At 67.8% G+C, this 20,731-nt stretch carries 20 protein-coding genes, 1 tRNA gene and 1 pseudogene; 13 read left to right on the plus strand and 9 right to left on the minus strand.

Going from position 1 to position 20,731, the window contains the following annotated elements:
• Positions 1 to 103 precede the first annotated feature (103 nt).
• The 5 genes from galT to LWP59_RS34900 are packed head-to-tail and all read right to left on the minus strand — an operon-like array spanning position 104 to position 4,855.
• The gene (gene galT, locus LWP59_RS34880; protein ID WP_144641382.1) at positions 104 to 1,183 is read right to left on the minus strand and encodes a galactose-1-phosphate uridylyltransferase; all 1,080 of its coding nucleotides are present in this window, start codon (positions 1,181 to 1,183) and stop codon (positions 104 to 106) included.
• Complete coding sequence (locus LWP59_RS34885) at positions 1,180 to 1,989, minus strand: DeoR/GlpR family DNA-binding transcription regulator (protein WP_186383345.1); 810 nt, start codon at positions 1,987 to 1,989, stop codon at positions 1,180 to 1,182. The genes galT and LWP59_RS34885 overlap by 4 nt, the downstream gene beginning before the upstream one ends.
• Before the next feature lie 51 nt (positions 1,990 to 2,040).
• On the minus strand, positions 2,041 to 3,456 hold the full coding sequence (locus LWP59_RS34890; RefSeq protein ID WP_186383348.1) for a sensor histidine kinase: 1,416 nt from the start codon (positions 3,454 to 3,456) through the stop codon (positions 2,041 to 2,043).
• A gap of 8 nt (positions 3,457 to 3,464) precedes the next feature.
• Entirely contained in the window at positions 3,465 to 4,157 is a 693-nt protein-coding gene (locus LWP59_RS34895; RefSeq protein WP_144641385.1) for a response regulator transcription factor, read from the minus strand.
• Between the two features lie 41 nt (positions 4,158 to 4,198).
• Entirely contained in the window at positions 4,199 to 4,855 is a 657-nt protein-coding gene (locus LWP59_RS34900; protein ID WP_144641388.1) for a response regulator, read from the minus strand.
• 144 nt (positions 4,856 to 4,999) lie between these two features.
• Between LWP59_RS34900 and LWP59_RS34905 the strand changes: the two genes are divergently transcribed.
• A tRNA-Arg gene (locus LWP59_RS34905) sits at positions 5,000 to 5,072 on the plus strand.
• A 343-nt stretch (positions 5,073 to 5,415) separates the two neighbouring features.
• On the opposite strand, the gene LWP59_RS34910 is transcribed toward LWP59_RS34905, so the two are convergent.
• Positions 5,416 to 5,832 (minus strand): TetR family transcriptional regulator, encoded by a 417-nt coding sequence (locus LWP59_RS34910; RefSeq protein WP_373299698.1) that lies wholly within the window; start codon positions 5,830 to 5,832, stop codon positions 5,416 to 5,418.
• A 10-nt stretch (positions 5,833 to 5,842) separates the two neighbouring features.
• Between LWP59_RS34910 and LWP59_RS34915 the strand changes: the two genes are divergently transcribed.
• Positions 5,843 to 6,214 carry an FAD-binding oxidoreductase gene (locus tag LWP59_RS34915; protein WP_229857859.1) on the plus strand — a complete coding sequence of 124 codons (372 nt, stop codon included), beginning with the start codon at positions 5,843 to 5,845 and terminating at the stop codon, positions 6,212 to 6,214.
• Complete coding sequence (locus LWP59_RS34920; RefSeq protein ID WP_229857860.1) at positions 6,135 to 7,052, plus strand: ferredoxin reductase domain-containing protein; 918 nt, start codon at positions 6,135 to 6,137, stop codon at positions 7,050 to 7,052. The genes LWP59_RS34915 and LWP59_RS34920 overlap by 80 nt, the downstream gene beginning before the upstream one ends.
• Positions 7,053 to 7,165: 113 nt before the next feature.
• Here LWP59_RS34920 and LWP59_RS34925 read toward each other — a convergent pair whose 3' ends face one another.
• Positions 7,166 to 7,870: a FadR/GntR family transcriptional regulator gene (locus tag LWP59_RS34925; protein ID WP_222425606.1), complete on the minus strand. Its 705-nt coding sequence runs from the start codon at positions 7,868 to 7,870 to the stop codon at positions 7,166 to 7,168.
• A 143-nt stretch (positions 7,871 to 8,013) separates the two neighbouring features.
• Here LWP59_RS34925 and LWP59_RS34930 point away from each other — a divergent pair, with 143 nt between their 5' ends.
• The 7 genes from LWP59_RS34930 to LWP59_RS34960 all read left to right on the plus strand — a co-directional run bounded on the left by LWP59_RS34930 (position 8,014) and on the right by LWP59_RS34960 (position 14,592).
• A complete protein-coding gene (locus tag LWP59_RS34930) occupies positions 8,014 to 8,214 on the plus strand; it encodes a ferredoxin (protein WP_144641395.1) in 201 nt (66 codons plus the stop codon).
• Positions 8,207 to 9,430 carry an NAD(P)/FAD-dependent oxidoreductase gene (locus tag LWP59_RS34935; protein WP_144641398.1) on the plus strand — a complete coding sequence of 408 codons (1,224 nt, stop codon included), beginning with the start codon at positions 8,207 to 8,209 and terminating at the stop codon, positions 9,428 to 9,430. Before LWP59_RS34930 ends, LWP59_RS34935 begins: the two co-directional genes overlap by 8 nt.
• A gap of 58 nt (positions 9,431 to 9,488) precedes the next feature.
• Positions 9,489 to 10,931: an aromatic ring-hydroxylating oxygenase subunit alpha gene (locus LWP59_RS34940; RefSeq protein ID WP_144641401.1), complete on the plus strand. Its 1,443-nt coding sequence runs from the start codon at positions 9,489 to 9,491 to the stop codon at positions 10,929 to 10,931.
• On the plus strand, positions 10,928 to 11,476 hold the full coding sequence (locus LWP59_RS34945; RefSeq protein ID WP_144641404.1) for a 3-phenylpropionate/cinnamic acid dioxygenase subunit beta: 549 nt from the start codon (positions 10,928 to 10,930) through the stop codon (positions 11,474 to 11,476). The genes LWP59_RS34940 and LWP59_RS34945 overlap by 4 nt, the downstream gene beginning before the upstream one ends.
• Positions 11,477 to 11,517: 41 nt before the next feature.
• Entirely contained in the window at positions 11,518 to 12,471 is a 954-nt protein-coding gene (locus LWP59_RS34950; RefSeq protein ID WP_144641407.1) for an NAD(P)-dependent oxidoreductase, read from the plus strand.
• Between the two features lie 153 nt (positions 12,472 to 12,624).
• Positions 12,625 to 13,794 (plus strand): MFS transporter, encoded by a 1,170-nt coding sequence (locus tag LWP59_RS34955; protein WP_186383347.1) that lies wholly within the window; start codon positions 12,625 to 12,627, stop codon positions 13,792 to 13,794.
• Between the two features lie 42 nt (positions 13,795 to 13,836).
• Entirely contained in the window at positions 13,837 to 14,592 is a 756-nt protein-coding gene (locus LWP59_RS34960; RefSeq protein WP_144641413.1) for a class II aldolase/adducin family protein, read from the plus strand.
• Positions 14,593 to 14,657: 65 nt separating this feature from the next.
• On the opposite strand, the pseudogene LWP59_RS34965 reads toward LWP59_RS34960, so the two are convergent.
• A pseudogene (locus LWP59_RS34965) lies at positions 14,658 to 15,019 on the minus strand (IS110 family transposase); the annotation flags it as partial.
• Positions 15,020 to 16,046: 1,027 nt separating this feature from the next.
• On the opposite strand from LWP59_RS34965, the gene LWP59_RS34975 reads away from it, so the two are divergent.
• From LWP59_RS34975 to LWP59_RS34985, 3 genes are all read left to right on the plus strand, one after another.
• Complete coding sequence (locus LWP59_RS34975) at positions 16,047 to 16,955, plus strand: DUF5655 domain-containing protein (protein ID WP_222425607.1); 909 nt, start codon at positions 16,047 to 16,049, stop codon at positions 16,953 to 16,955.
• 87 nt (positions 16,956 to 17,042) lie between these two features.
• Entirely contained in the window at positions 17,043 to 17,435 is a 393-nt protein-coding gene (locus tag LWP59_RS34980) for a hypothetical protein (protein ID WP_144641419.1), read from the plus strand.
• A gap of 84 nt (positions 17,436 to 17,519) precedes the next feature.
• Positions 17,520 to 18,038 (plus strand): helix-turn-helix transcriptional regulator, encoded by a 519-nt coding sequence (locus LWP59_RS34985; protein ID WP_144641422.1) that lies wholly within the window; start codon positions 17,520 to 17,522, stop codon positions 18,036 to 18,038.
• 143 nt (positions 18,039 to 18,181) lie between these two features.
• Here LWP59_RS34985 and valS read toward each other — a convergent pair whose 3' ends face one another.
• Positions 18,182 to 20,725 carry a valine--tRNA ligase gene (valS, locus tag LWP59_RS34990; RefSeq protein WP_144641425.1) on the minus strand — a complete coding sequence of 848 codons (2,544 nt, stop codon included), beginning with the start codon at positions 20,723 to 20,725 and terminating at the stop codon, positions 18,182 to 18,184.
• Between the last annotated feature and the right edge of the window lie 6 nt (positions 20,726 to 20,731).

The raw sequence follows: 20,731 nt of genomic DNA on the forward strand, positions 1-20,731 counted from the left end.
GAGCTAGCTGAGCCCAAGCTGAGCTTCCAACATGAGTATGCCCAAGGTCGCCGCCGGCCGCGCGAAGCGCGTCCCTTGAGGGTGGTGTCGGGCGAGAGCCGGCCTAGCCCGCCGCCCGCAGGCGTTCGGCGATCTGCTCCGGCGTGGCGTCGTTGATCCACACCGCCATCCCGGACTCCGAGCCCGCCAGGTACTTCAGCTTGTCCTTGGCTCGCAAGATCGAGAACAGCTCCAGGTGCAGCCAGCCCAGCTCGCGGTCGATGCGCACCGGCGCCTGGTTCCAGCCCGCGATGTAGGGCAGCGGCCGGTCGTACAGCGCGTCGCAGCGGCGCAGGACCTGCAGGTACACCTGGGCGAAGTCGTCACGCTCCGCGTCGGTGAGGGCGGGAATGTCGGGCACCTGCCGGCGCGGCACCAGCAACACGTGCACCGGCCAGCGCGCGGCGGGCGGTACGAAAGCCGTCCAGTGCTCGCCCTCGGCGATCACCCGGGTGCCGGACTTCTGTTCCGCGGCGAGCACGTCCCCGAGCACGTGGCGGCCGTGTTCCTCCTGGTAGGCACGGGCGGTGTCGAGCGCGCGCCTGGTCTTCGGCGTGACGAACGGGTACGCGTAGATCTGCCCGTGCGGGTGCGACAGGGTCACGCCGATCTCCTCGCCCCGGTTCTCGAACGGGAAGACCTGCTCGACACCCTCCACAGTAGACAGGAACTCGGTCCGGTCCGCCCACGCGTCCACGACGGTGCGGACCCGCTCCGGCGCCAAGGTGCCGAACGAGCCATTGTGGTCACTGGTGAAGCACACGACCTCGGCCCGGCCGCGCCCCGGCGCCGTCGGCACCAGGCCCATCGCGTCCACAGTGGACGGATCGCCGGTGACGTGCTGGGAGAACGACGGGAACCGGTTCTCGAACACCACGACGTCGTAGTCGGACTCCGGGATCTCGGTCGGCCGGTCGGGGCCGCTCGGGTCGAGCGGGCACAGGTCGGCGGGCGGCTTGTACGTGCGGGTCTGCCGGTGCGCGGCCATCGCGACCCACTCCCCGCTCAGCGGGTCACGCCGGATCTCCGAGCTCGCCGCGACCGGCGGCAGGTCCCGGCTGTCGACGGCGATGCGCTCGCGTGGCGACTCGTCGAAGTAGATGATCTCCCTGCCGTCGGCCAGGTGCCGCACCGTGCGTATCAACTTTCCTCCGCCTCGTTCACGTCGGCGACGACCAGCTCGCCGATGTGCTCGGCCAGCGTGTCCCGCGCGGCCGACGGCAACCCGTCGTCGGTCACCACGACGTCCGCTTCCTCGAGATCGGCGATGGTCGAGATGCCGACGATGCCCCATTTGGTGTGATCGGCGAGCACGACGAGCCTGCGCCCGGCCTCGACCAGCGCGCGGTTGGTCTCGCTCTCGTCCAGGTTCGGCGTGGTGAAACCCGGCCCCTCGGCCATCCCGTGCACGCCGAGGAACACCTGGTCCAGGTGCAGGCGCCGCAGGCTCGCGACGGCTACGCCGCCGACCAGGGCGTCCGAAGGCGTGCGCACCCCGCCGGTGAGCACCACGGTGCGCTCCGGCTGCCCGGACTCGCGCAGCACGTCGGCCACCCGGACGGAGTTCGTGACGATCGTCAGGCCCGGCACGGGGTCCAGCGCGCGGGCGAACGCCCACGTCGTGGTGCCCGCGGAGATCCCGATCGCGGTGCCCGGCCGGACGAGGTCCGCCGCCAGCCCGGCGATCGCTTCCTTCTGGGCCTGCTGCTGCTCGGACTTCGCCTCGAAACCGGGCTCGTCGGTGCTCTTGCCGAGGTTCGCCGTCGCGCCCCCGTAGACCTTCTCGACCAGGCCGCGGCTCGCGAGCACGTCGAGGTCCCGGCGGATGGTCATGTCCGATACGCCCAGCCTGACGACGAGCTCGCTGACCCGGACGGCACCCGTGCGCCGGGCCTCCTCCAGAATCACCGCTTGCCGCTGCCGCGCCAGCACCGCCGCTCCCGTCAACATCCTCGCCAACTACACAAAATCCTACACGATTAAACATCGGCAGGGGTTCGCTCAGGCGGGTGCTCCCGGCAGCCGGATGGTCAGCAGTGCGCCCCCCTCGGGCGAGCGGCCGGCGTAGACCTCACCGCCGTGCCGTTGCGCGGCCTGCTTGACGATGGACAGGCCCAGGCCGGAACCGGGCAGCGTCCTGGCCTCCGAGGAGCGGTAGAAGCGGTCGAACACCTTCGGCAGGTCGGCCTCGGCGATACCGGGGCCGGCATCCGCGACCTCGATCACCGCGGTGCCGTCGCCCAGCGGGTACATCCGGACCCGGACGGTCGAGCCGGGCGGGGAGAACTTCACCGCGTTGTCCAGCAGGTTGAGCACGGCACGTTCGAGCGCGCTGTGGTCGCCGGTGAGGACCCAGGGCTGCAACGACACGTCGAACTCGATGTCGTTGGCCCGGCGGCGGGCGCGGTCCAGTGCCCGCTCGACGACCTCGTTCAGCTCGACGCGCTCGAACTCGGTGCGCGGCTCGTCCTGCCGGGCGAGCTCGACCAGGTCGCCGATGAGCTGGGTCAGCTCGTCCAGCTGCGCCTTGATGTCGGTCTCGATATCGGCTCTGTCCTGTTCGGACAGTGCGGGCGCGCCGGCCCTGCTGGCCGAGAGCAGCAGCTCCAGGTTGGTGCGCAGCGACGTCAGCGGGGTACGCAGCTCGTGCCCGGCGTCCGCGACGAGCTGCCGCTGGCGTTCCCGGGACTCGGCGACCGTGCCCAGCATCGTGTTGAAGCTCGTGGTCAACCGGGCCAGCTCGTCGTCGCCGCTCACCGGGATCGGCCGCAAATCCCCCGTGCGAGTGACGTATTCCGTCGCGAAGGTCAGCCGTTCGACCGGCCGCAGCCCGGTGCGGGCGACGGCCGTGCCGGCCAGCGCGGCGATGATGATCCCGCCGCCGCCGATCAGCGCGAGCACGACGGCGAGCTCCTTGAGGGTCTGCTCGGTGGGGGTCAGCGACTGGGCGAGGACCATCGCCTCGCCCGGCGCGTACGGCAACGCGATGACCCGGGTGTCGGTCCTGCTGTCCGTACGCAGGGAGGACGTCGTCTTGCCCTGCGCGACATCAAGCTCCACCTGGCTCATCGGCGGCTTCCGGCCGCCCCGCGGAAAGTACGGCGTGCCGTCGGAGTCGAGCAGACCGATCTGGAGGTCGGTGCTGGTCAGGAAGGCGCCGGGGAACTGCTGGAGGCCCTGCTGGAGCTGCGGTGTCTGCACCGCGGCGATCGCCCGGACCTGCAGGTTGTCGTCCACCTGCTGGTAGAGGTTCTTGTCCACCGTGATGTAGGCGCCGAGGGAGACCAGCGCCATCACCCCGGCGACGCACGCCGCGGCGAGCAGCGTCACGCGGGCGCGCAGGGAGATGCGCCGCTTCGGCCTGCGCTTGTTCTCGGGGCGCTCGCTGACATCCACGACCGCCACGGTTTCGGTCACGGTGTGGCTCACGGCGGGGTCTCCCGCATCACATAGCCGACGCCACGAACCGTGTGGATGAGCCGCGGCTCGCCGCCGGCCTCGGTCTTGCGGCGCAGGTACCCGACGTACACCTCGAGCGCGTTGCCGGAGGTCGGGAAGTCGTAGCCCCAGACCTCCTCGAGGATGCGGCCGCGGGTGAGGACGTGCTTCGGGTAGGACATGAACAGCTCGAGCAGGGCGAACTCGGTGCGGGTCAGGCTGATCTCGCGCTCGCCCCGGCGGACCTCGCGGGTGCCCGGGTCCAGCGTCAGGTCGGCGAAGGTGAGCTGCTCGGCGTTCGGGCCGGGCTGATTGTCGGGCGCGGCGCGGCGCAGGAGGGCACGCAGGCGGGCGAGCAGCTCTTCGAGGGCGAAGGGCTTCGGCAGGTAGTCGTCGGCGCCGGCGTCCAGGCCCGACACCCGGTCGGAGACGGTGTCGCGGGCGGTGAGGACGAGGATCGGCAGGTCGTCGCCGGTGCTGCGCAGCCGGCGGGCCACCTCGAGCCCGTCGAGCCGGGGCATCATGACGTCGAGGATCATCGCGTCGGGCCGGTCGGCGATCACCCGCTCGAGTGCCTGCGCACCGTCGCCCGCGAGCTCCACCTGGTAGCCGTTGAACTCCAGGGAACGTCGCAGTGACTCCCGGACCGCCCGATCGTCGTCGACAACGAGAATGCGCATGTAGACAGTGTTACTGACAGTGCTGAGACCCGCCTAAGAACTCACAGTTGGTCGAGCAGGCCGCCACGGTAGGCGAGCAGTGCCGCCTGCACCCGGTTCGCGGCGCCGATCTTGGAGAGGACCGCGGAGACGTAGCCCTTGACCGTGGCCTCGGAGAGGTGGAGCTTGCCCCCGATCTCGGCGTTCGACAAGCCTTGGCCGATGAGCCCGACGACCTCGCGTTCGCGCTCGGACAGGCTGGCGAGCAGCTTGCGCGCGGGCTGGGCGGCGCGCTGGCCCTCGCGGTGCGCGCGGACCATTCGCGCGGCGACGCCCGGGTCGAGCACCGCGCCGCCGCGGGCGAGGTCGCGGACCGCACGCAGGAGCGCGGCGGGCTCGATGTCCTTCAGGAGGAACCCGTTGGCCCCGAGCCGCAGGGCGAGGCTGACGTACTCGTCCATGTCGAAAGTGGTGAGCATCGCGACGGTGGGCGGGGCCGGCAGGGCGAGGATCGCGCGGAGCGCGCGGATGCCGTCGTCGGGGGCGCGCATCTTGATGTCGAGCAGCACGACGTCCGGATGCAGGCGGCGTGCGGCCTCGACGGCCGAGCGCCCGTCCGTGGCCTCCCCGACGACCTCGATGTCCGGTGCGCCACCCATCATTCCACGCAGACTCGACCGCACCAGCTCTTCGTCGTCGGCGAACACCAGCTTGATCAACGGGCCCTCCGGATCTTGGGGAGCGGGGTTTCCGCGTCCGATCACGGAAGGTTACCCAGTGGTAGCGCAAGAGTCGATAGCTCGCGCGTTTGGCCGGTGTGGCTCGTGCTTCGTCGGCGCGTGCCGCTACGCTGTAGCCTGCCAGCCCTCGTAGCTCAGGGGATAGAGCACCGCTCTCCTAAAGCGGGTGTCGCAGGTTCGAATCCTGCCGGGGGCACAGATTGTGATCAACATGCGCACTCTGGCCTGCGGAAACGTTCTGTTTCTGAAGCAAGAGGGGGCGAGCCAGTGTGCGAACCTTACGTAGAGTCACTGCGAGTCTGCTCAGCGACCGTGATCGGTCGCCTACGGTAGGACCCGTCGCGGGCGTCGACGACTTCCTGCACATGGGTGCTCCTGCTCTCCGATGCGCATCAAGGATGCGACAAGGATGCGACCGTCGCGCGGCGAGAGCGAGTTGCTGCCTTATAGCCACGGCCACGTCGACGCCGCTCTTTCATGGGTGGTCGCGTCTGCCGTAGCTGTTCGCGTTGCCAAGGTGTCTGGCTACGACGGCGAGTTCACTGGGTGAGCAGCTTGAGTTCGAAGGCGATGGCCTGCCGCACCGGGCCCGCGCCGCCGTGGCGTTCGCGGATCACGAAGCGGAAGTGGTCCTCGTGCGCGCGGACGTGTTCGTGGAGCGTGCGCACGGAGGCCTCGATGACACCGGCAGAAGACCGGGAATCTCGGCGGGCCTCGTGGATCGTCGCACGCAGCGTGCGCATGGACTCCTCGACGAGCACGACGCCGAGTTCGTCCATCGAGGCGAAACGCCGGTAGAACGCGGTCGGCACGATGCCGACATGCTTGGCAACCTCACGCAGGCTGAGGTTGCCGAAACCAGTGTCGGCGAGTAACCCCAGTGCGGCGTCCAGGAGTGCGCGTCTGGTCCATTCTTTGCGCTCGTGGCGGGTAGCCGGTTCCGCAGCATTGCTCACACCGCACGGCGTGGATCGCTACCTGGAGCTGATCGGCCCGATGCTGGTCCGCCGCGAGCTCCGCGGCGTGGTCACGGGCGTTCGGCGGCAGACCGCGGACACGGTGACGCTCACGGTGCGGCCGAGCCGGGCCTGGCAGGGGTTCCGGGCCGGCCAGTGCGTGCGGGCGTCGGTGGACATCGATGGAGTGCAGCGCACGCGCTGCTACTCGCCCACCGGTTCGGAACAGCGGAACGGGCTGGAGCTGACCATCAAGGGGGCGCCCGACGGCTTGGTCTCCGGCTATCTGCACGCCCGGCCTGATGCTCGGCCTTTCCGCGCCGGACGGCCAGTTCACCCTGCCCACGCCGCGGCCGTCGCGGATTCTGTTCATCAGCGGTAGCAGCGGGATCACCCCGGTGCTGTCGATGCTGCGCACGCTTGCCGACGGGAAACACCGTGGTGAGATCGTGTTCTCACACTACGCCAGCGGGGCGGACGACGTGCTCCATCATGACGAACTGGCCCAGCAATCGCCGACCGTTCGTGTCGTTCTCGGATACACTCACGCCGAAGGTGCCGACCTACGGGGTTTCGTTTCAGCGGAGCACGTGGAGCGCGCCGTGGTGTCGCGACGCGGAGACCTACCTGTGCGGACCGCCTCGACGGCCGCGACGCTCGCCGCCGGGGCGTCGGTCGCGGTGCGCTCGGTCAGGCGGTCATCAGCCGGTTCATCGACCGGCGGTGCGGGCGCGATCATGTGGATGCCGCGGATCGCGGTGCCGTGCCTGCTGTTCATCGGGTTCGCCCCGTTGGGAGCCGCGGGTTACGTGCTCGTGGTGCTGCTCGCCAATGTCGTCATCATAGGCGGAAACGGTGGTGCCATCAGCATTTCAGGGATCTTCTACCGGCCGTCGATCCGGGCCAGCGGCGGCTGGGCCGCGTCGGTGTCCCAGCTGGGTGCGATGCTCGGACCGGTGGCTCGCCGGATTGTTGCTGGACGGCGGCATGACAGCGAAGGGGACGTTCTTCGTGTTCGCGATCTTCCCGATCGTCATGGTGGTGGCGCTCGCCGGAGATGGAGCCCGTCACCGCGGCGTAACGTCCATTATGGACGTTGGCGCGGAGGAATGGGGTTTCGGGACGTGCACGTGGATCTCTCGGGCGCTCGCTCGGGCACGGCCACCAATTTCACGAATGTGCTCCGCGAACACCGATGCAGCGGAGGCGTGCGCAGCTGACGTCTGTGCGTGTCGATGATCGCGTTGAGCCCGACTTCGCCGCGTGACCACGCCGGAAGAAGTCCATTGTGGACGGCCCAGCGGGCAGGCCGGCCGGACGTCGAAGCCGTGGCTCAGCAGGGGGAACCGACCGCGTCGGCGGTGCGACGAAGGTGGTCGGCCATGGCCTGATGTGCGCGATCGGCGTCCCTTGCCCGGACGGCGTCGATGAACTTCCGGTGCTCAGCGACGCCCTGTGTTCCCTCGTGTCGCGCTTCCTGTATCGACATCAGGATGGCGTCCCGGAACGAGTCCATGATCATCACGATCGCGGGGTTGTGAGTCGCAGCTGCGACACGTAGATGGAAGTCGAGTGACATCGCACGCGTGTAGGAGCCGTCGGTGCGTGCCGCTTCGGCCTCGTCGCACAGTTTGTCCAGTTCGAGGAGGTCGGTCTCGTCGGCGCACGCGATCACGACCGGGATGATCCCGAGCTCGAGGATCGAGCGTGCCTGCGTCACGTTCGCGGCGGACAGGCCGGCCGTGGTGAGAAGGTCGGTGATCCCCTCGCCGGCATGCTGCGTCGACGGGGCCGTCACGAAGGCTCCGCCGCGGGCGCCCATGCGGACCTCGATCAGGCCATTGGCTTCGAGCACGCGCAGGGCCTCGCGCAAGGACAACCTGCTGACATTGAGCTGAGCGCACAAATCCCGCTCGGACGGCAGGCGATCCCCGACCGGCAGCTCACCGGAACGGATTCGGTCACGAAGCAACCGCACGATGCGGTCCGCGGTTCTCGCGCTCGGTAGCGGATCGAACGCGCGGGCCTCCTTCGACACGCTGCCCTCCTCACCGCGGCCCGTTGGGCTGATTGGTCCCCTGCCAAGAGCCACCTTACGGCACCTCGCGCTATGACCCTTGACACCGACCTCCGCTGCTCCTAGTTTGAACTTCCAAACCATTGAACCAATGCGGAGGTGGTATGCGCATCGAGGCGGATGTCGCGAAGTGTCAGGGCTACGGCAATTGCATCGGCGTCGACGCCAAGCACTTCGATCTGGACGACGACGGGCTGGTCGTCATCCGGGACGAGATGGTCGATCCGGCCGATCTGGAGACGGTGGAGTCCGCGATCCGCAGTTGCCCGGTGGCGGCGATCTGGAGGACGGCTGCCGATGCGTGAGCGTGTTGTCATCGTCGGCTCGTCGGTCGGCGGCATCCGAACCGCCCAGGAGCTGCGACGCCTTGGCTTCGACGACGACATCATGGTGCTCGGCGCAGAGGAAGAGTTGCCTTATGACAAGCCGCCGTTGACCAAGCAGCTGCTCGTCGGCGGGCAGACTGAGGACCAGATCTCACTCCTCGGTGCCGATGGCTGGGACGGGATCGGGGTCGACGGCAGGCTGGCGACGGCCGCGACCGCCGTCGACATCGATGAGCGCACGGTCACCGCCTGCGGCGAACAGATCGACTACGACTACCTCGTCATCGCCACCGGCGTCCGACCTCGAACCTTGGGCACCGGCGTCGAGAGCGTCGTCTCCGTCCGCGAACTGCGCCACGCTCGGAGCCTCCGACTGCGACTCGCCGGGGGGCGTCCAGTGTTGGTGGTGGGCGGTGGCTTCATCGGTGCCGAGGTCGCATCGTCGGCGCGAACGCTCGGTGCCGATGTCACGATCGTCGAGGCGTTGGCGGCGCCGTTCGCGCGTGCCGTCGGCGCTGAGGTCGGCGGGCATCTCGCGTCCCTGCACCGCGACAACGGCGTCACGCTGTTGACCGGCGTGGGCGTGGAGGCCGTGGAGCAGACGTCCGAGGGTGCCGTTGTGCGGTTGTCCGATGGCACGACGCACGAGGCGGGCACGGTGGTCGTCGGGATCGGCACCACGCCCAACACGGAGTGGCTCGACGGTTCCCGGATCCCCATCGACGATGGTGTACTGACCGACGCCAGTTGCGCCGTCCAAGCCGCTGAGGGCGTTTACGCGATCGGCGATGTTGCCCGTTCGATCGACCAAGGTGCGACGGTCTATCGACGCGTCGAACACTGGACGAACGCAGTCGAACAGGCACATATCGTCGCCAAGCAGATCATCGATCCCACCGCGCGGGTTCCGAGTGCGCGTGCGCCGTATTTCTGGTCTGACCAGTTCGGCACGAAGATTCAAATGGTCGGACGCCCGGCGGAATCCGACAGCGTGGAACTGCGTCGATTCCCGACGCCGGCCGGGGAGAAGACCATTGCGATTTACGGGCGCCAGGGCGCCTTCGCCGCATGCGTCACGTTCGGCTGGCCGCGCGCGATCGCCACGTGCCGATCCGCGTGGGAGCGAGGCAAGTCCACTGAGCACGTGCTCGCCGAACTCGAAAAGCTCTCCTCGGGCGCGCCCGTTGGCGCGTGACATCTTGCCCAGCGCTCACGAAGCCATTACCAACGCACCACATCGAAAGGCACCAGTAATGACGGTGAAGGACCTAAGCACCGCCTCGGCGGCATCATCCCGAATCGGCGACCTGGTCGATGTCGACAGCGGTGTCATCAGCCGCGACATCTTCGTCAACGAGCAGATCCACAAATTGGAACTGGAACATCTCTTCCCGAGAGCCTGGCTCTTTGTCGGCCATGCCAGCCAGGTGCCCAACCCCGGGGATTTCTTCAGCTCTTGGATGGGCTCCGACCCGGTACTCATGACCCGTGCCACCAACGGCGATGTCTACGTTCTGCTGAACTCCTGCCGTCACCGCGGTATGCGGGTTTGCCGGTACGACGAGGGCAACACGATGCAGTTCACCTGCCCATACCACGCGTGGTCGTACTCGATGGACGGATCGCTGGTGGACGTCCCCGGCGATCTCCACGGCGTACCGCATATGAAATCGGCCTACCACGGTCGGCTCGAGAAGGACAAGTGGGGACTTGTCCGATGCCCCCGGGTGCACAACTACAAGGGCCTCATCTTCGCATCGTGGGACGAGGACGCACCGGCGTTCCTCGACTACGTCGGTGACTTCCGCTTCTGGCTGGACAACCTCGCGGACGCGTTCGACGGACGTGCGGGCGAGACCGAAGTATTCCGTGGCGTGCTGAAGTGGCGCATCCGCTCCAATTGGAAGTTCGTATCCGAGAACTTCCTGGGTGATACCTACCATGGCGCGTCGACCCACGCCTCGGTCGAGGCGGTCGGGATCGGTCCCGGCGGCCGGGGAAATCGCCGGCACGGTGAGCGTCAGAACCAGGGCGGATTCTCCAAAGGGCGTATGAAGACCTCCTTCCGTCTCGGTCACGGTGCGTCAGACAATCTCGACTACGAGATTCCCTATCCCGAGTTCGCCGAGCCGGATCTGACCGAGTACTTCGAGCGAGCATGGGACGTCCGCGCGGAGAAACTCCGCGCCGAGGGCCGGGCACTTGGCGGACGCGGCCCGGCGACGCTTTTCCCGAATATGTCGTTCGCCGCGGGTTTCCCGCGCTCGATCCTGGTCGCCCATCCGATCAGCGCCACCGAGACCGAGGTGTGGCGCTGGTTCCTCGTGGACAAGGATGCTCCGGATTTCGTCCGTGATTGGCTGCGCGAGTACTACATGCGCTACGGCGGCCCCGCGGGCATGACCGAGCAGGACGATATGGAGAACTGGGACTACGCGACCCAGGCAAGCCTGGGCGTGGTCGCCCGCCGCTACCCGTACAACTACCAACAGGGGCTTGGCGAGGAACGGCTGAGCGATCTCGACGGCGCGGTGCACTCCGACCACGCCATCGCCGGCGAGGTCAACGCGCGAGCGTTCTACCGCCGATGGGCCGAGTTCGTCGACAACATGTCGTGGCCCGAGCTGATGAACGTGGCCGCTGTCGACGACCGGGTCGCCAAGATCATGGAGCGCGCGAGCGAGGTGGAGGCATGACCGTCCCGACGCAGAGCGCCCAGCCGACCGGTATGCGGCGCGCGGAACTGCTCAGTGACATCAGCGAGTTCCTCTATTACGAGGCTGACCTCCTTGACGAGCGCCGCTATGAGGAATGGCTGGACCTGCTCGCGGACGACTACCATTATTCGGTCCCGCTCCGCATGAATGTCATGTACAACGACGTGGCGGCGCGCGAGGAGACAAAACACGGATCCGAGGTGTGCTGGTTCGACGAACCGAAGACCACGGTGGAAAACCGCGTCCAGCAGCTGCTGACCGGCGTGCACTGGGCCGAGGAGCCCGTATCGCGTGTCTCGCACATCGTGACCAACCTGCGGATCGTAGAAGTATCCGGAGATGAAGTCGAAGTCAGCGCTCGATTTTTCGTCTACCGTAATCGGGTGGCCGACGAGACCGACTTTTTCGTCGGGCGTCGTCGCGATTGGCTGCGGCGTACCGAGCGGGGCTGGAAGGTTTTCCGGCGAGTACTACACCTTGACCAGTCCGTGTTGATGGCGAAGAACCTCTCCGTCTTCCTCTGAGTAATTCCGACCGACCGCAGTCGCGATATGAAGGGTCTGGTATGAGTTGGACTGGCATCGACGGCACTCGGACTGTCGGCGTGATAGGGCTTGGCGGTATGGGCACGGCGTTATCCCGGGAATTGCTCCGGGCGAACTACGCGGTCGTCGTCCACGATCGCCGGACGGAACGGGTAGAGGAAATTGCCGCGGCGGGCGCGGACGTCGCCGATAGCGCCGCACGGCTCGCCGAGAAGTGCCGGCTTGTCATCACATTCCTGCCCGGCCCCGCGGAGGTCGAGCAGGTATTGGTGCACGACGCGGCGAGTGTCCTGTCCCGAGCCCGCGCGGGCACGATCGTGCTGGACATGTCGACGTGTGGTCCAGACACCGCCACCCGGGTCGGTGCCGCATTCGACGCCGCGGGCTGCGTTTTCCTCGACTGCCCCGTGAGTCGTAAGGCGCCGGAAATGACCGTGCTCATCGGTGGCGAGCCGGGTGTTCTCGGTGCGGCGGAGACCGTACTGGCCGACGTGTCGCGGACGCTCGTGTATTGCGGGCATCGAGGCGCGGGGTATGCGACGAAGTTGCTCAATCAACACGTGAAGTACGCCTGGTATCTCGCCGCGTCCGAGGCTCTGTTAATTGCCCGGGAATGGGGCCTCGATGCCCCGACGGTCGCGGGGGCAATCGAGCAATGCAGCGGAGGCGACTCCGGACTGGACACGGCCGCCGAGTTCTTTCGGGGCGACACCAGCCAGATGGCGACCCACGCACCAGCCAGCACGATCCACAAGGACATGCGACTGGTCGAGCGGCTGGCCGTAGCGAGTTCCATTTCCAGTCCGACCGCCGACGTCGTGGCCGACTTTTTTGAACGAGTCGCGGAGACATCGTATTTCGAGCGCCCGTACCCCGAAAGCACCGAACTACTCGCGTGCCTGCGCCGGCAGCGCCCGAGTAGTGACGTCAGGAAAGGGGGCGCCGAATCTCGGTCGCGATCCACCTCCGCCTGACCGCTGGACTCGTTCAGCATCCTCTCGATTGGAGACACCGAAGTGAGCACACAGCAAGCACCGGGGCCTGCTGCCGTAGCCCAACCGTCCTGGACATCGAACATGCGCTGGCGAATCGCCCTTCCGCCACTCGCGGTCATCTGGATAGTCGGCATGATCGACAAGACCGGCGCGGGTGTCATCGCCGCCGACGGTGGCTTCCTTTCGGCCCTTCATCTCCACGGTAAAGAGAGCCTGATCGGCTTCCTCACCACCGCCACGCTCTTGTTTTACGGGGCGTCGATGCCGGTCTGGGGTATTCTGATCGACAAGTTCGGCGCCAAGCGTTGCGCGGTCACCGGTCTTGTCTTCTGGGCCGTCAGTACGACGATAGCCGCATTGGCGCCCAACTACGGCGTCCTGGTGGTGGGCCGGGCCCTGCTCGGTGTCTCCGAAGGTTTTCTCTGGCCACTGTCGAACGCCCTCACGGCCCGCTGGTTCCCACGCTCGGAGCGGTCCAGGGCCAAGTCGATATGGATCGGCGCGATCAATCTCGGATTCGCGGTCGCCGCCTATCTGATCAACGCGGCCATTACGCTGACGAACTGGCGGGGTGCCTTCTTCCTGCTGACCATTCTCGCCCTCGTGGTCTGCGTCCCGGTCGCGTTGCTGCTGCTCAAGGACGACCCGACAAAGGTCAGGCGCATGACCGCCGCGGAGCGAGCGTTCATCGCCGCTGACAGTACGGATGTCAAGCTCACTCGCGACCAGAAGCGCAGTCAGCTCCTCACCTGGCCGTATTTCATCATGATCATCGGCTGGATCGCCAACAACATCGGCGTATACGGGCTCGCGAGCTGGTTCCCGTCCTATCTCAAGGACGTACAGCACGTGGGGAAGAGCACCGCGAGCGCTTTCGTCGCACTCGCATTCGTGCTCTGCATCGTCGTCTCGCCGATCGTGGCCGTATGGATGGACCGCCGCGGCCGCAAGGCCATCTTCTCTGTTGTGGGCTTCTCCCTCGCGGCCGTCCTTCTCGTGCTCTGTCGGGTCATTCCCTCGGCGGATTTCCAACTTGCGGCAGTCATCATCGCGATCGTCGGCATCGAGGGCATGACCACACTTGCCGGCCAGGGCGTGCTGCACTCGATGGCACCCGAGCGGCGCATGGGCCGGGCGGCAGGCGTGATGATCGGCGTCGGGAACTTCGTCGGTGCCTTCGGCGCGACGGTCATGGGCGCCTTCATCCATGCCGGCGGCTACCCTGCGGCATTCGGATTCTTGATCGGCACGTTCGCGGTGGGCGCCGCCTGCGCGTTTTCACTGCACCGGCTCCGGTACTGACCGCGATTCGGATCACCCGCGTTTCCACCGAAAGGAGTTCACATGGCCAGCGACGTGTCCGCTTCCGCGGACGACGCCTCGGGAGAGGCCGCCGCTCGCAGCATCGTCGCCACGGCGTGCAGGGCGCTTGCTCATCAGGGGCTGGCGGCCGACATCCTCGGGCATGTCAGCAAGCGCGCGGATGCCGACAGCATGTGGGTGAGGTGCCGCGGCCCGCAGGAGCGCGGGCTCCTCTTTACTCTGCCGGACGACGTCCGACGCGTGCCGATCGTCGGCGCGGCCGAGCTGCCCGACGGATACGCGGTACCCAACGAGCTACCGATCCACACCGAGATCATGCGGGCTCGGCCGGAGGTACAATCCGTCGTCCACGTCCACCCGCCCGCGGTTGTGGCCGCCGATCTCGCGGGCTTGGAACTGCGACCCATCGTCGGCGCGTTCAACATCCCGGCGATGCGCCTCGCGCAGGACGGGATCCCCGTCTACCCGCGCAGCGTGCTGATCCGTCGGCCCGAACTCGGGCGTGCGGTCTCCGACGTCCTCGGCACGAAGCCGGTTTGCGTGCTGCGAGGTCACGGGATCGTCGCCACCGGTTCGACAGTGCAGCAAGCTGTGGTCCGAGCGCTCAACGTCGAAGCCCTCGCACGCCTCACGCTCGACGCGGGCGCGCACGGCAGCCCGGACGTCCTCTCCCCGGAGGACGTCGCCGAGCTCCCAGATCTCGGCTCAACGTTCAACGACCAGTTCCTCTGGCAAAGCCTGCTAGCAAAGCTCGAGCACGACGGCCTCGCCGTTTGAGAGGTTCCATCGTGCCGAGTGCGCGTGTCCGGCAGTATCGGCGGGGAGGTGTCCCTACGTGGTTGTCAAGCGGCGGCTGCGGTGGGAACTGGTTCGGGGTGGTGGTAGTGGGTGCCGTTGCGGAGCATGGCGTAGAGGACATCGCAGCGGCGGCGGGCGAGGCGGTTCTGTTTCTTGCCCTCGGCTCGTTTGCGGTCGTGGTGGGCCCGGCTGACCGGGTCGGACAGCGAGGCGAACGCGGCGAGGAAGAGCGCGCGTTTGAGCTGGCGGTCGCCGGTGCGGGCGGGTGCTCGCCCTTGATGCTGGTGACGGTCTGCTCGGCCAGTGCGGTCATGATCGCCTCGACCAGCCGCTCGCCCATGCGGGGCGCGTGGGCCTTGGCGATCGCGGTGAGTTTGCGGCGGCCGGCTTTGGCGATGCCGGCCGGCACGTCGACCTCGAACCACACCCGCCCGGGGTGCCGGCCGGCTTGGCGCCAGGTCCCGTCCGGCTGCCTTGCCGCGCGGATGAGCTCGATGGCGTCGGCCATCCGCGGATCCGGTCCCGTGCCGTCGAGCCTGGTGGCCTGGCGGAAGTACTCGGCCGCGTTGAGCACGTTGTAGGACCAGCGGAACGGGTAGGCGAAGCGCTCGACCCACGGCGCCACCGGTTCGCCCGTCGAGAGGCGGCGGAGGAGCCCGCGCTGGAGGAGGTACTCCTCACCGGCACGGCGGGCAGCGCGGGTCGCGTCGGTGCCGTCGGTCGCGGCGTCGTAGGCGAGGAGTCCCTTGAGGGAGTTGAGCGTCGAGTGGAACGACGAGCGCGTCGAGCCCTCGACCCACTCGCAGTTCCAGCCGCCGTCGGGCAGGCGGTGCTCGAGGAACCAGTCGACGATGCCGGTGATGTCGGCGCCGAGCCACAGTCCGTTCGCGGTCGTCCAGGCGTTGATGCAGCAGTCGACTTCACCGTCCCAGTACGGCAGGTTGTCGTACTCCCAGCGGCAGTTCTCGGCGAGGAGTTCGACGGTGCGGCGTTCGCGCAGGACGGCGGGGTCGAGGCCCCACTCGCGCAACGAGTTGAGCGTCCAGGTGGTCGCGGTCCAGGGCTGGCCGTCCTCGGAACGCTGGAAGTCGGCGGGGAAGAACGCGCCACCTGCCCACTGGCCGTCCGGCTCCTGCAGCGCGAGCAGGCGCGAGCCGAAGCCCTCGGTGGCGATCCTGGCTCGCGTCGCTTCCCACACCCGGGGCGGTTCGTGCAGGAGGTCGCGCTCGACCTGCCAGCGCAACGCGGGATCCGAGTCGCGGAGCCACGCGGCGAGGTCCCTGGTCCCCATGGGGGGACTTTAGCCGTTTTCGGCGGAGTGCCGGGGGGCCACGAGCGGGTGCGCTAACGATTGGAGGGTCATCTCCGATCACCAATGGAACGCACGATCCCCTCCCAAGAGGGCGAGAAAGGCCAGGCACACTTTGAGCGACTTGAAGCTCTTCCGCATCAGTCACGGGAAGGCCGAGGAGCTGGCCGGCAGCTCGGTGGCGCTGGAGCGTCAACTCCAGCGCACGATCGAGGCCAATATGGAGACGTTGTTCGGGGTGCGCTTTCTCGCCACCGAATATTCGACCGGACCGCAGCACCGAGGCCGTATCGACTCGCTCGGGATAGACGAAACCGGTTCGCCGGTCATCTTCGAATACAAACGCTCCCGGGACGAGAACGTCATCAACCAGGGCTTGTTCTACCTCGACGGGTTACTCGACCACCGGGCCGAGTTTCAGCTCCTGGTCATGAACCGGCGTGGGGCGGCAGAAGCCGACCAGATCGACTGGAGCAACCCCAGACTGGTCTGTGTTGCCGGAGACTTCACCCGGTACGACGAGTACGCCGTCCGGCAGAACAACCGCAACATCGAACTGGTCCGCTATCGGGACTTCAATGGTGAGCTTCTGGCGCTCGAACTGCTCACGTCCGTCACCACCACAGGGCCCGCAGGAAATGTCGAACGCGCGAAACCAGAATCAGTCACCACCGGCGAGACAACTGTCCTCGAATATCTGGCCAAGGCGCCGGACGGCCTCAAGAACCTTTATGACGACCTCGATTCGCAGCTCACCGCCTATGGTGACGACGTTCAGAAGACCGCCCGCAAGAACTACTTCGCCTACAAGCGGCTCAAGAACTTCGCCTGCGTCGAGGTGCATCCCCAGAGCCGAGCACTGCTCGTCTATCTCAAGGTCAACCCGGACTCGATAGATCTCGAGGACGGGTTTTCACGCGACGTGCGGAACATCGGGCACTTCGGCACCGGCAGCTTGGAACTACGCATCAGAACACCTGAGGACCTGCTCAGGGCCGAGCCCTACCTGCGGACGAGCTATGACGCAAGCTGAGGACATCGCCGCTCTGGTGGATGCCATCCAGAAGAAGCTGCCGCCGACCTGGGCGCACTGGCTGCGTACGACCCGCAGGACCTTGAGGTGATCACCGGCAATCACCAGCGGCTCTCCGGCGGCTCACCAAAGGCAGTCGCGATCGTGGCGGTCGCACGCCGGCTCACCGCAGCAGGAGTCCACCGCGCCGCAGATCTTCGAGAACCGACAGATCTGCACAAACACGCTTACTTGAGCGTTCCCGGCCTCGGCACGGTCACCTGGGCCTACTTCCTCATGCTGCTGGGCATTCCCGACGTCAAGGCCGACGTCTGGATCAACCGCTTCGTCGCCAGGGCCGTCAGGGCCGGGCTGTCGGCGGCCGCCAGTCAGGTTCTGGTGAAGAGTGCTGCCGACCGCCTCGGGGTGTCGTCCATCGAACTGGATCACGCGATCTGGGATCACATGCGGCGCGCCGAGGGGTCATCCGGCTTCCGCTGACCGTCCACTGCAGACCCAATCGAGGGTCACCCGGACGGCTTTTCAAGATCAAGCTAGCCCCGGCATGCCGTTAGAGTCCGCGCGGTGACCGCACTCGGAGTGAGCTACCTCGGTGACCGCGCTCATCACGAACGGTTCGCCCGCGATCTCGCGGATGCCGGTTCGTCGCTGCACTGGACGGGCGCGGCCAGAGCCGACATCGTCCTGCTCGACCAGCATGCACCGAACCGATTGTCGTCGTGCCTGGTCACCAGCGCTGTCTTCCTCGTGGCCTGCCCGTCGGACGAGCCGCTGGAAGCGCTTCCTCCCGGGGTGCGCGGGGTGCTCAACTGCGCCGGCGCCACGTCGGCGCAGTTGCTCGCCGCGGCGGCGGAGGTCAGCTCGCTGCTCGGTCCACGGCAGACGGGACCGCTGCTGACCTCGATGGAGATCGACGTGCTCTCCTGCGCCGCCGCGGGGATGACCATCGAGGCGACCGCCCAGCGACTGGACATCACGGCGAGCGGCGGGCGCTCGGTGCTGAACTCGGCCAAGCGCAAGCTCGGTGCCCGCACCAGGGCGAACGCCGTCGCGTTGGCCTTCCGGCACGGGCTGGTCCGCTGACGCGCACCCGGCTGGTCCGCTGACGCTGGGAAGCGCTTTCAGGCGACTGCCCAGCGCACCCTGCCCCACGGGCGTGCCCGCGGGTCCACCCGGTCCGTGAATGCGCGGACCCGCGCCACCTCGGCGGCCACACAGACCGCGCGTCAGGCCTCCGCGAGCTGGACCTCGATCCGCAGCTCCTCGCCCTGCGGCGTGAACTCCAGCTCCTCGACGTTGCCCGCCGCCCGGAGGTCGCCGCCGATGGAGTTCAGCGTCTCGACCTGACCGGCGGGCCCGGCGATCCGCACCCTCTCGACCGGCGAGCGCATCGAGCGCTTCGCATCGCTCTTCGCCTTGCGGATCGCGCTGATCGCGGTGCTGGCCAGCGTGATCACCTCGGGCGAGCCGTCGACCGCACCGGCCGGGACGGGCCACTCGCTCGTGTGCACCGACTCGTCGTGCCACCACGACCACGCCTCCTCCGTGCTGTACGGCAGGAACGGCGCGAACAGCCGCTGCAGCGAGGACAACGCCTTCCGCAGCGCGAGCCGCGCGGACTGGGTGGCCGCGCCGCCGTCCTCGTCGTACGCCCGCTGCTTGATCAGCTCGAGGTAGTCGTCGCAGAAGAACCAGAAGAACCGCTCGATGCGCTCCAGCGCGGTGGTGTACTCGAAGCCCTCCAGCGCCTCGGTCGCCTGGCGGATCACGTCGTCGAGCGCGGCCAGCATCGCCTGGTCCAGCGCCTCGGTGATGCTCGCGCCCGCGGCGGGCTCCGGGAAGCTCAGCGCGAACTTGCTCGCGTTGAGCAGCTTCGTCGCCAGCCGGCGGCCGATCTTCATCTGGCCCTGGTCGAACGCCGTGTCCGTGCCGGGACGGCCGTTGGCGGCCCAGTACCGCACGGCGTCCGGGCTGAACTGCTCCAGCAGCCCCACCGGAGTGACGACGTTGCCCTTGGACTTGCTCATCTTCTTGCGGTCCGGGTCGAGGATCCAGCCCGAGATCGCCGCGTGGTACCAGGGCAGCGAGTCGTTCTCCAGCTGCGCGCGCAGCACGGTCGCGAACAGCCAGGTGCGGATGATGTCGTGCGCCTGCGGGCGCAGGTCCATCGGGAACGTCTGCGCGAACAGCTCCGGGTCCTCCTCCCAGCCGCAGGCGATCTGCGGCGAGAGCGAGGAGGTGGCCCAGGTGTCCATCACGTCCGGGTCGCCGGTGAAGCCGCCGGGCCGGTCCCGCTGGTCGGCGGTGTAGCCGGGCGGGGTGTCCGACGACGGGTCGATCGGCAGGATGTCCTCACCCGGCACGATCGGCGCGTCGTAGTTCGGCTCGCCCGCCTCGTCGAGGGAGTACCAGACGGGGAACGGCACGCCGAAGAAGCGCTGGCGGCTGACCAGCCAGTCGCCGTTGAGGCCGCGGACCCAGTCGTCGTAGCGGGCCTTCATGTACGCCGGGTGCCACTGCAGCTCGGCGCCGCGCCGCAGCATCTGCTCCTGGTGCTCGATCGACTTGATGAACCACTGCCTGCTGGACACGATCTCCAGCGGCTTGTCGCCCTTTTCGTAGAACTTGACCGGGCGGACGGTCTTGCGCGGCTCGCCCTCGAGATCACCGCTGTCACGCAGCATCCCGACCACGCGCTCGCGCGCGGTGTGCACGGTCGCGCCGGCCAGCTCGGCATACGACTTGCGCCCCGGCTCGTTGTCCAGCCCGGGGGGCGGGTCGGCCAGGATGCGGCCGTCGCGGCCGATGATCGTGCGGGTGGGCAGCTTCAGCTCGCGCCACCACTGCACGTCGGTCAGGTCGCCGAAGGTGCAGCACATCGCGATGCCGGCGCCGCGGTCCATCTCGGCGGCCGGGTGCGCGACCACCGGCACCTCGACGCCGAACACCGGCGAGGTGACCGTCTTGCCGAACAGGTTCCGGTAGCGCTCGTCGTCGGGGTGCGCGATCAGCGCGACGCACGCGGGCAGCAGCTCCGGCCGGGTGGTCTCGATGTACACCGGCTCGCCGTCGGCCTTGTGGAACGCGATCCGGTGCCACGCGCCCGCGTGCTCGCGGTCCTCCAGCTCGGCCTGCGCCACGGCCGTGCGGAACCCGACGTCCCACAGGGTCGGCGCCTCGGCCTGGTAGGCCTCGTCGCGCGCGAGCAGCCGCAGGAACGCGCGCTGCGAGACGCGCTGGGCGTGCCGGCCGATCGTGGTGTACGTGCGCGACCAGTCCACCGACAGGCCGAGCCGCTTCCAGGTCTCCTCGAACGCCTTCTCGTCCTCGGCGGTCAGCAGCTCGCACAGCTCGATGAAGTTGCGGCGCGAGACGTTCTGGACCGGCCGCTCGCCCTTCTTCACCATCGGCTCCGGCGCGACGAACTCCGGGTCGTACGGTAGCGACGGCTCGCACCGGACGCCGTAGTAGTTCTGCACCCGGCGCTCGGTGGGCAGGCCGTTGTCGTCCCACCCCATCGGGTAGAAGACGCGCTTGCCGCGCATCCGCTGGAACCGGGCGACGATGTCGGTGTGCGTGTAGGAGAAGACGTGGCCTACGTGCAGCGAGCCGCTGACCGTCGGCGGCGGTGTGTCGATGGAGAACACCGCGGCTCGCTCACCAGGAGCGCGGAACCGGTAGACACCGGTCTGCTCCCACTGGTCCGCCCACTTGGCATCCAGACCGTCCAGCGCGGGGCGGTCGGGCACGTTCGGCGTGGTCTCGGACACGCGTTT

Source organism: Amycolatopsis acidiphila (assembly GCF_021391495.1).
Taxonomy (GTDB): domain Bacteria; phylum Actinomycetota; class Actinomycetes; order Mycobacteriales; family Pseudonocardiaceae; genus Amycolatopsis_E; species Amycolatopsis_E acidiphila.

Coding starts and splice junctions, on each gene's coding strand:
- LWP59_RS34885 (WP_186383345.1), bottom strand. CDS start 1,989: ATGTTGACGGGAGCGGCGGTGCTGGCGCGGCAGCGGCAAGCGGTGATT.
- LWP59_RS34895 (WP_144641385.1), bottom strand. CDS start 4,157: ATGCGCATTCTCGTTGTCGACGACGATCGGGCGGTCCGGGAGTCACTG.
- LWP59_RS34920 (WP_229857860.1), top strand. CDS start 6,135: ATGCTCGGCCTTTCCGCGCCGGACGGCCAGTTCACCCTGCCCACGCCG.
- LWP59_RS34930 (WP_144641395.1), top strand. CDS start 8,014: ATGCGCATCGAGGCGGATGTCGCGAAGTGTCAGGGCTACGGCAATTGC.
- LWP59_RS34935 (WP_144641398.1), top strand. CDS start 8,207: ATGCGTGAGCGTGTTGTCATCGTCGGCTCGTCGGTCGGCGGCATCCGA.
- LWP59_RS34940 (WP_144641401.1), top strand. CDS start 9,489: ATGACGGTGAAGGACCTAAGCACCGCCTCGGCGGCATCATCCCGAATC.
- LWP59_RS34945 (WP_144641404.1), top strand. CDS start 10,928: ATGACCGTCCCGACGCAGAGCGCCCAGCCGACCGGTATGCGGCGCGCG.
- LWP59_RS34950 (WP_144641407.1), top strand. CDS start 11,518: ATGAGTTGGACTGGCATCGACGGCACTCGGACTGTCGGCGTGATAGGG.
- LWP59_RS34955 (WP_186383347.1), top strand. CDS start 12,625: ATGATCGACAAGACCGGCGCGGGTGTCATCGCCGCCGACGGTGGCTTC.
- LWP59_RS34960 (WP_144641413.1), top strand. CDS start 13,837: ATGGCCAGCGACGTGTCCGCTTCCGCGGACGACGCCTCGGGAGAGGCC.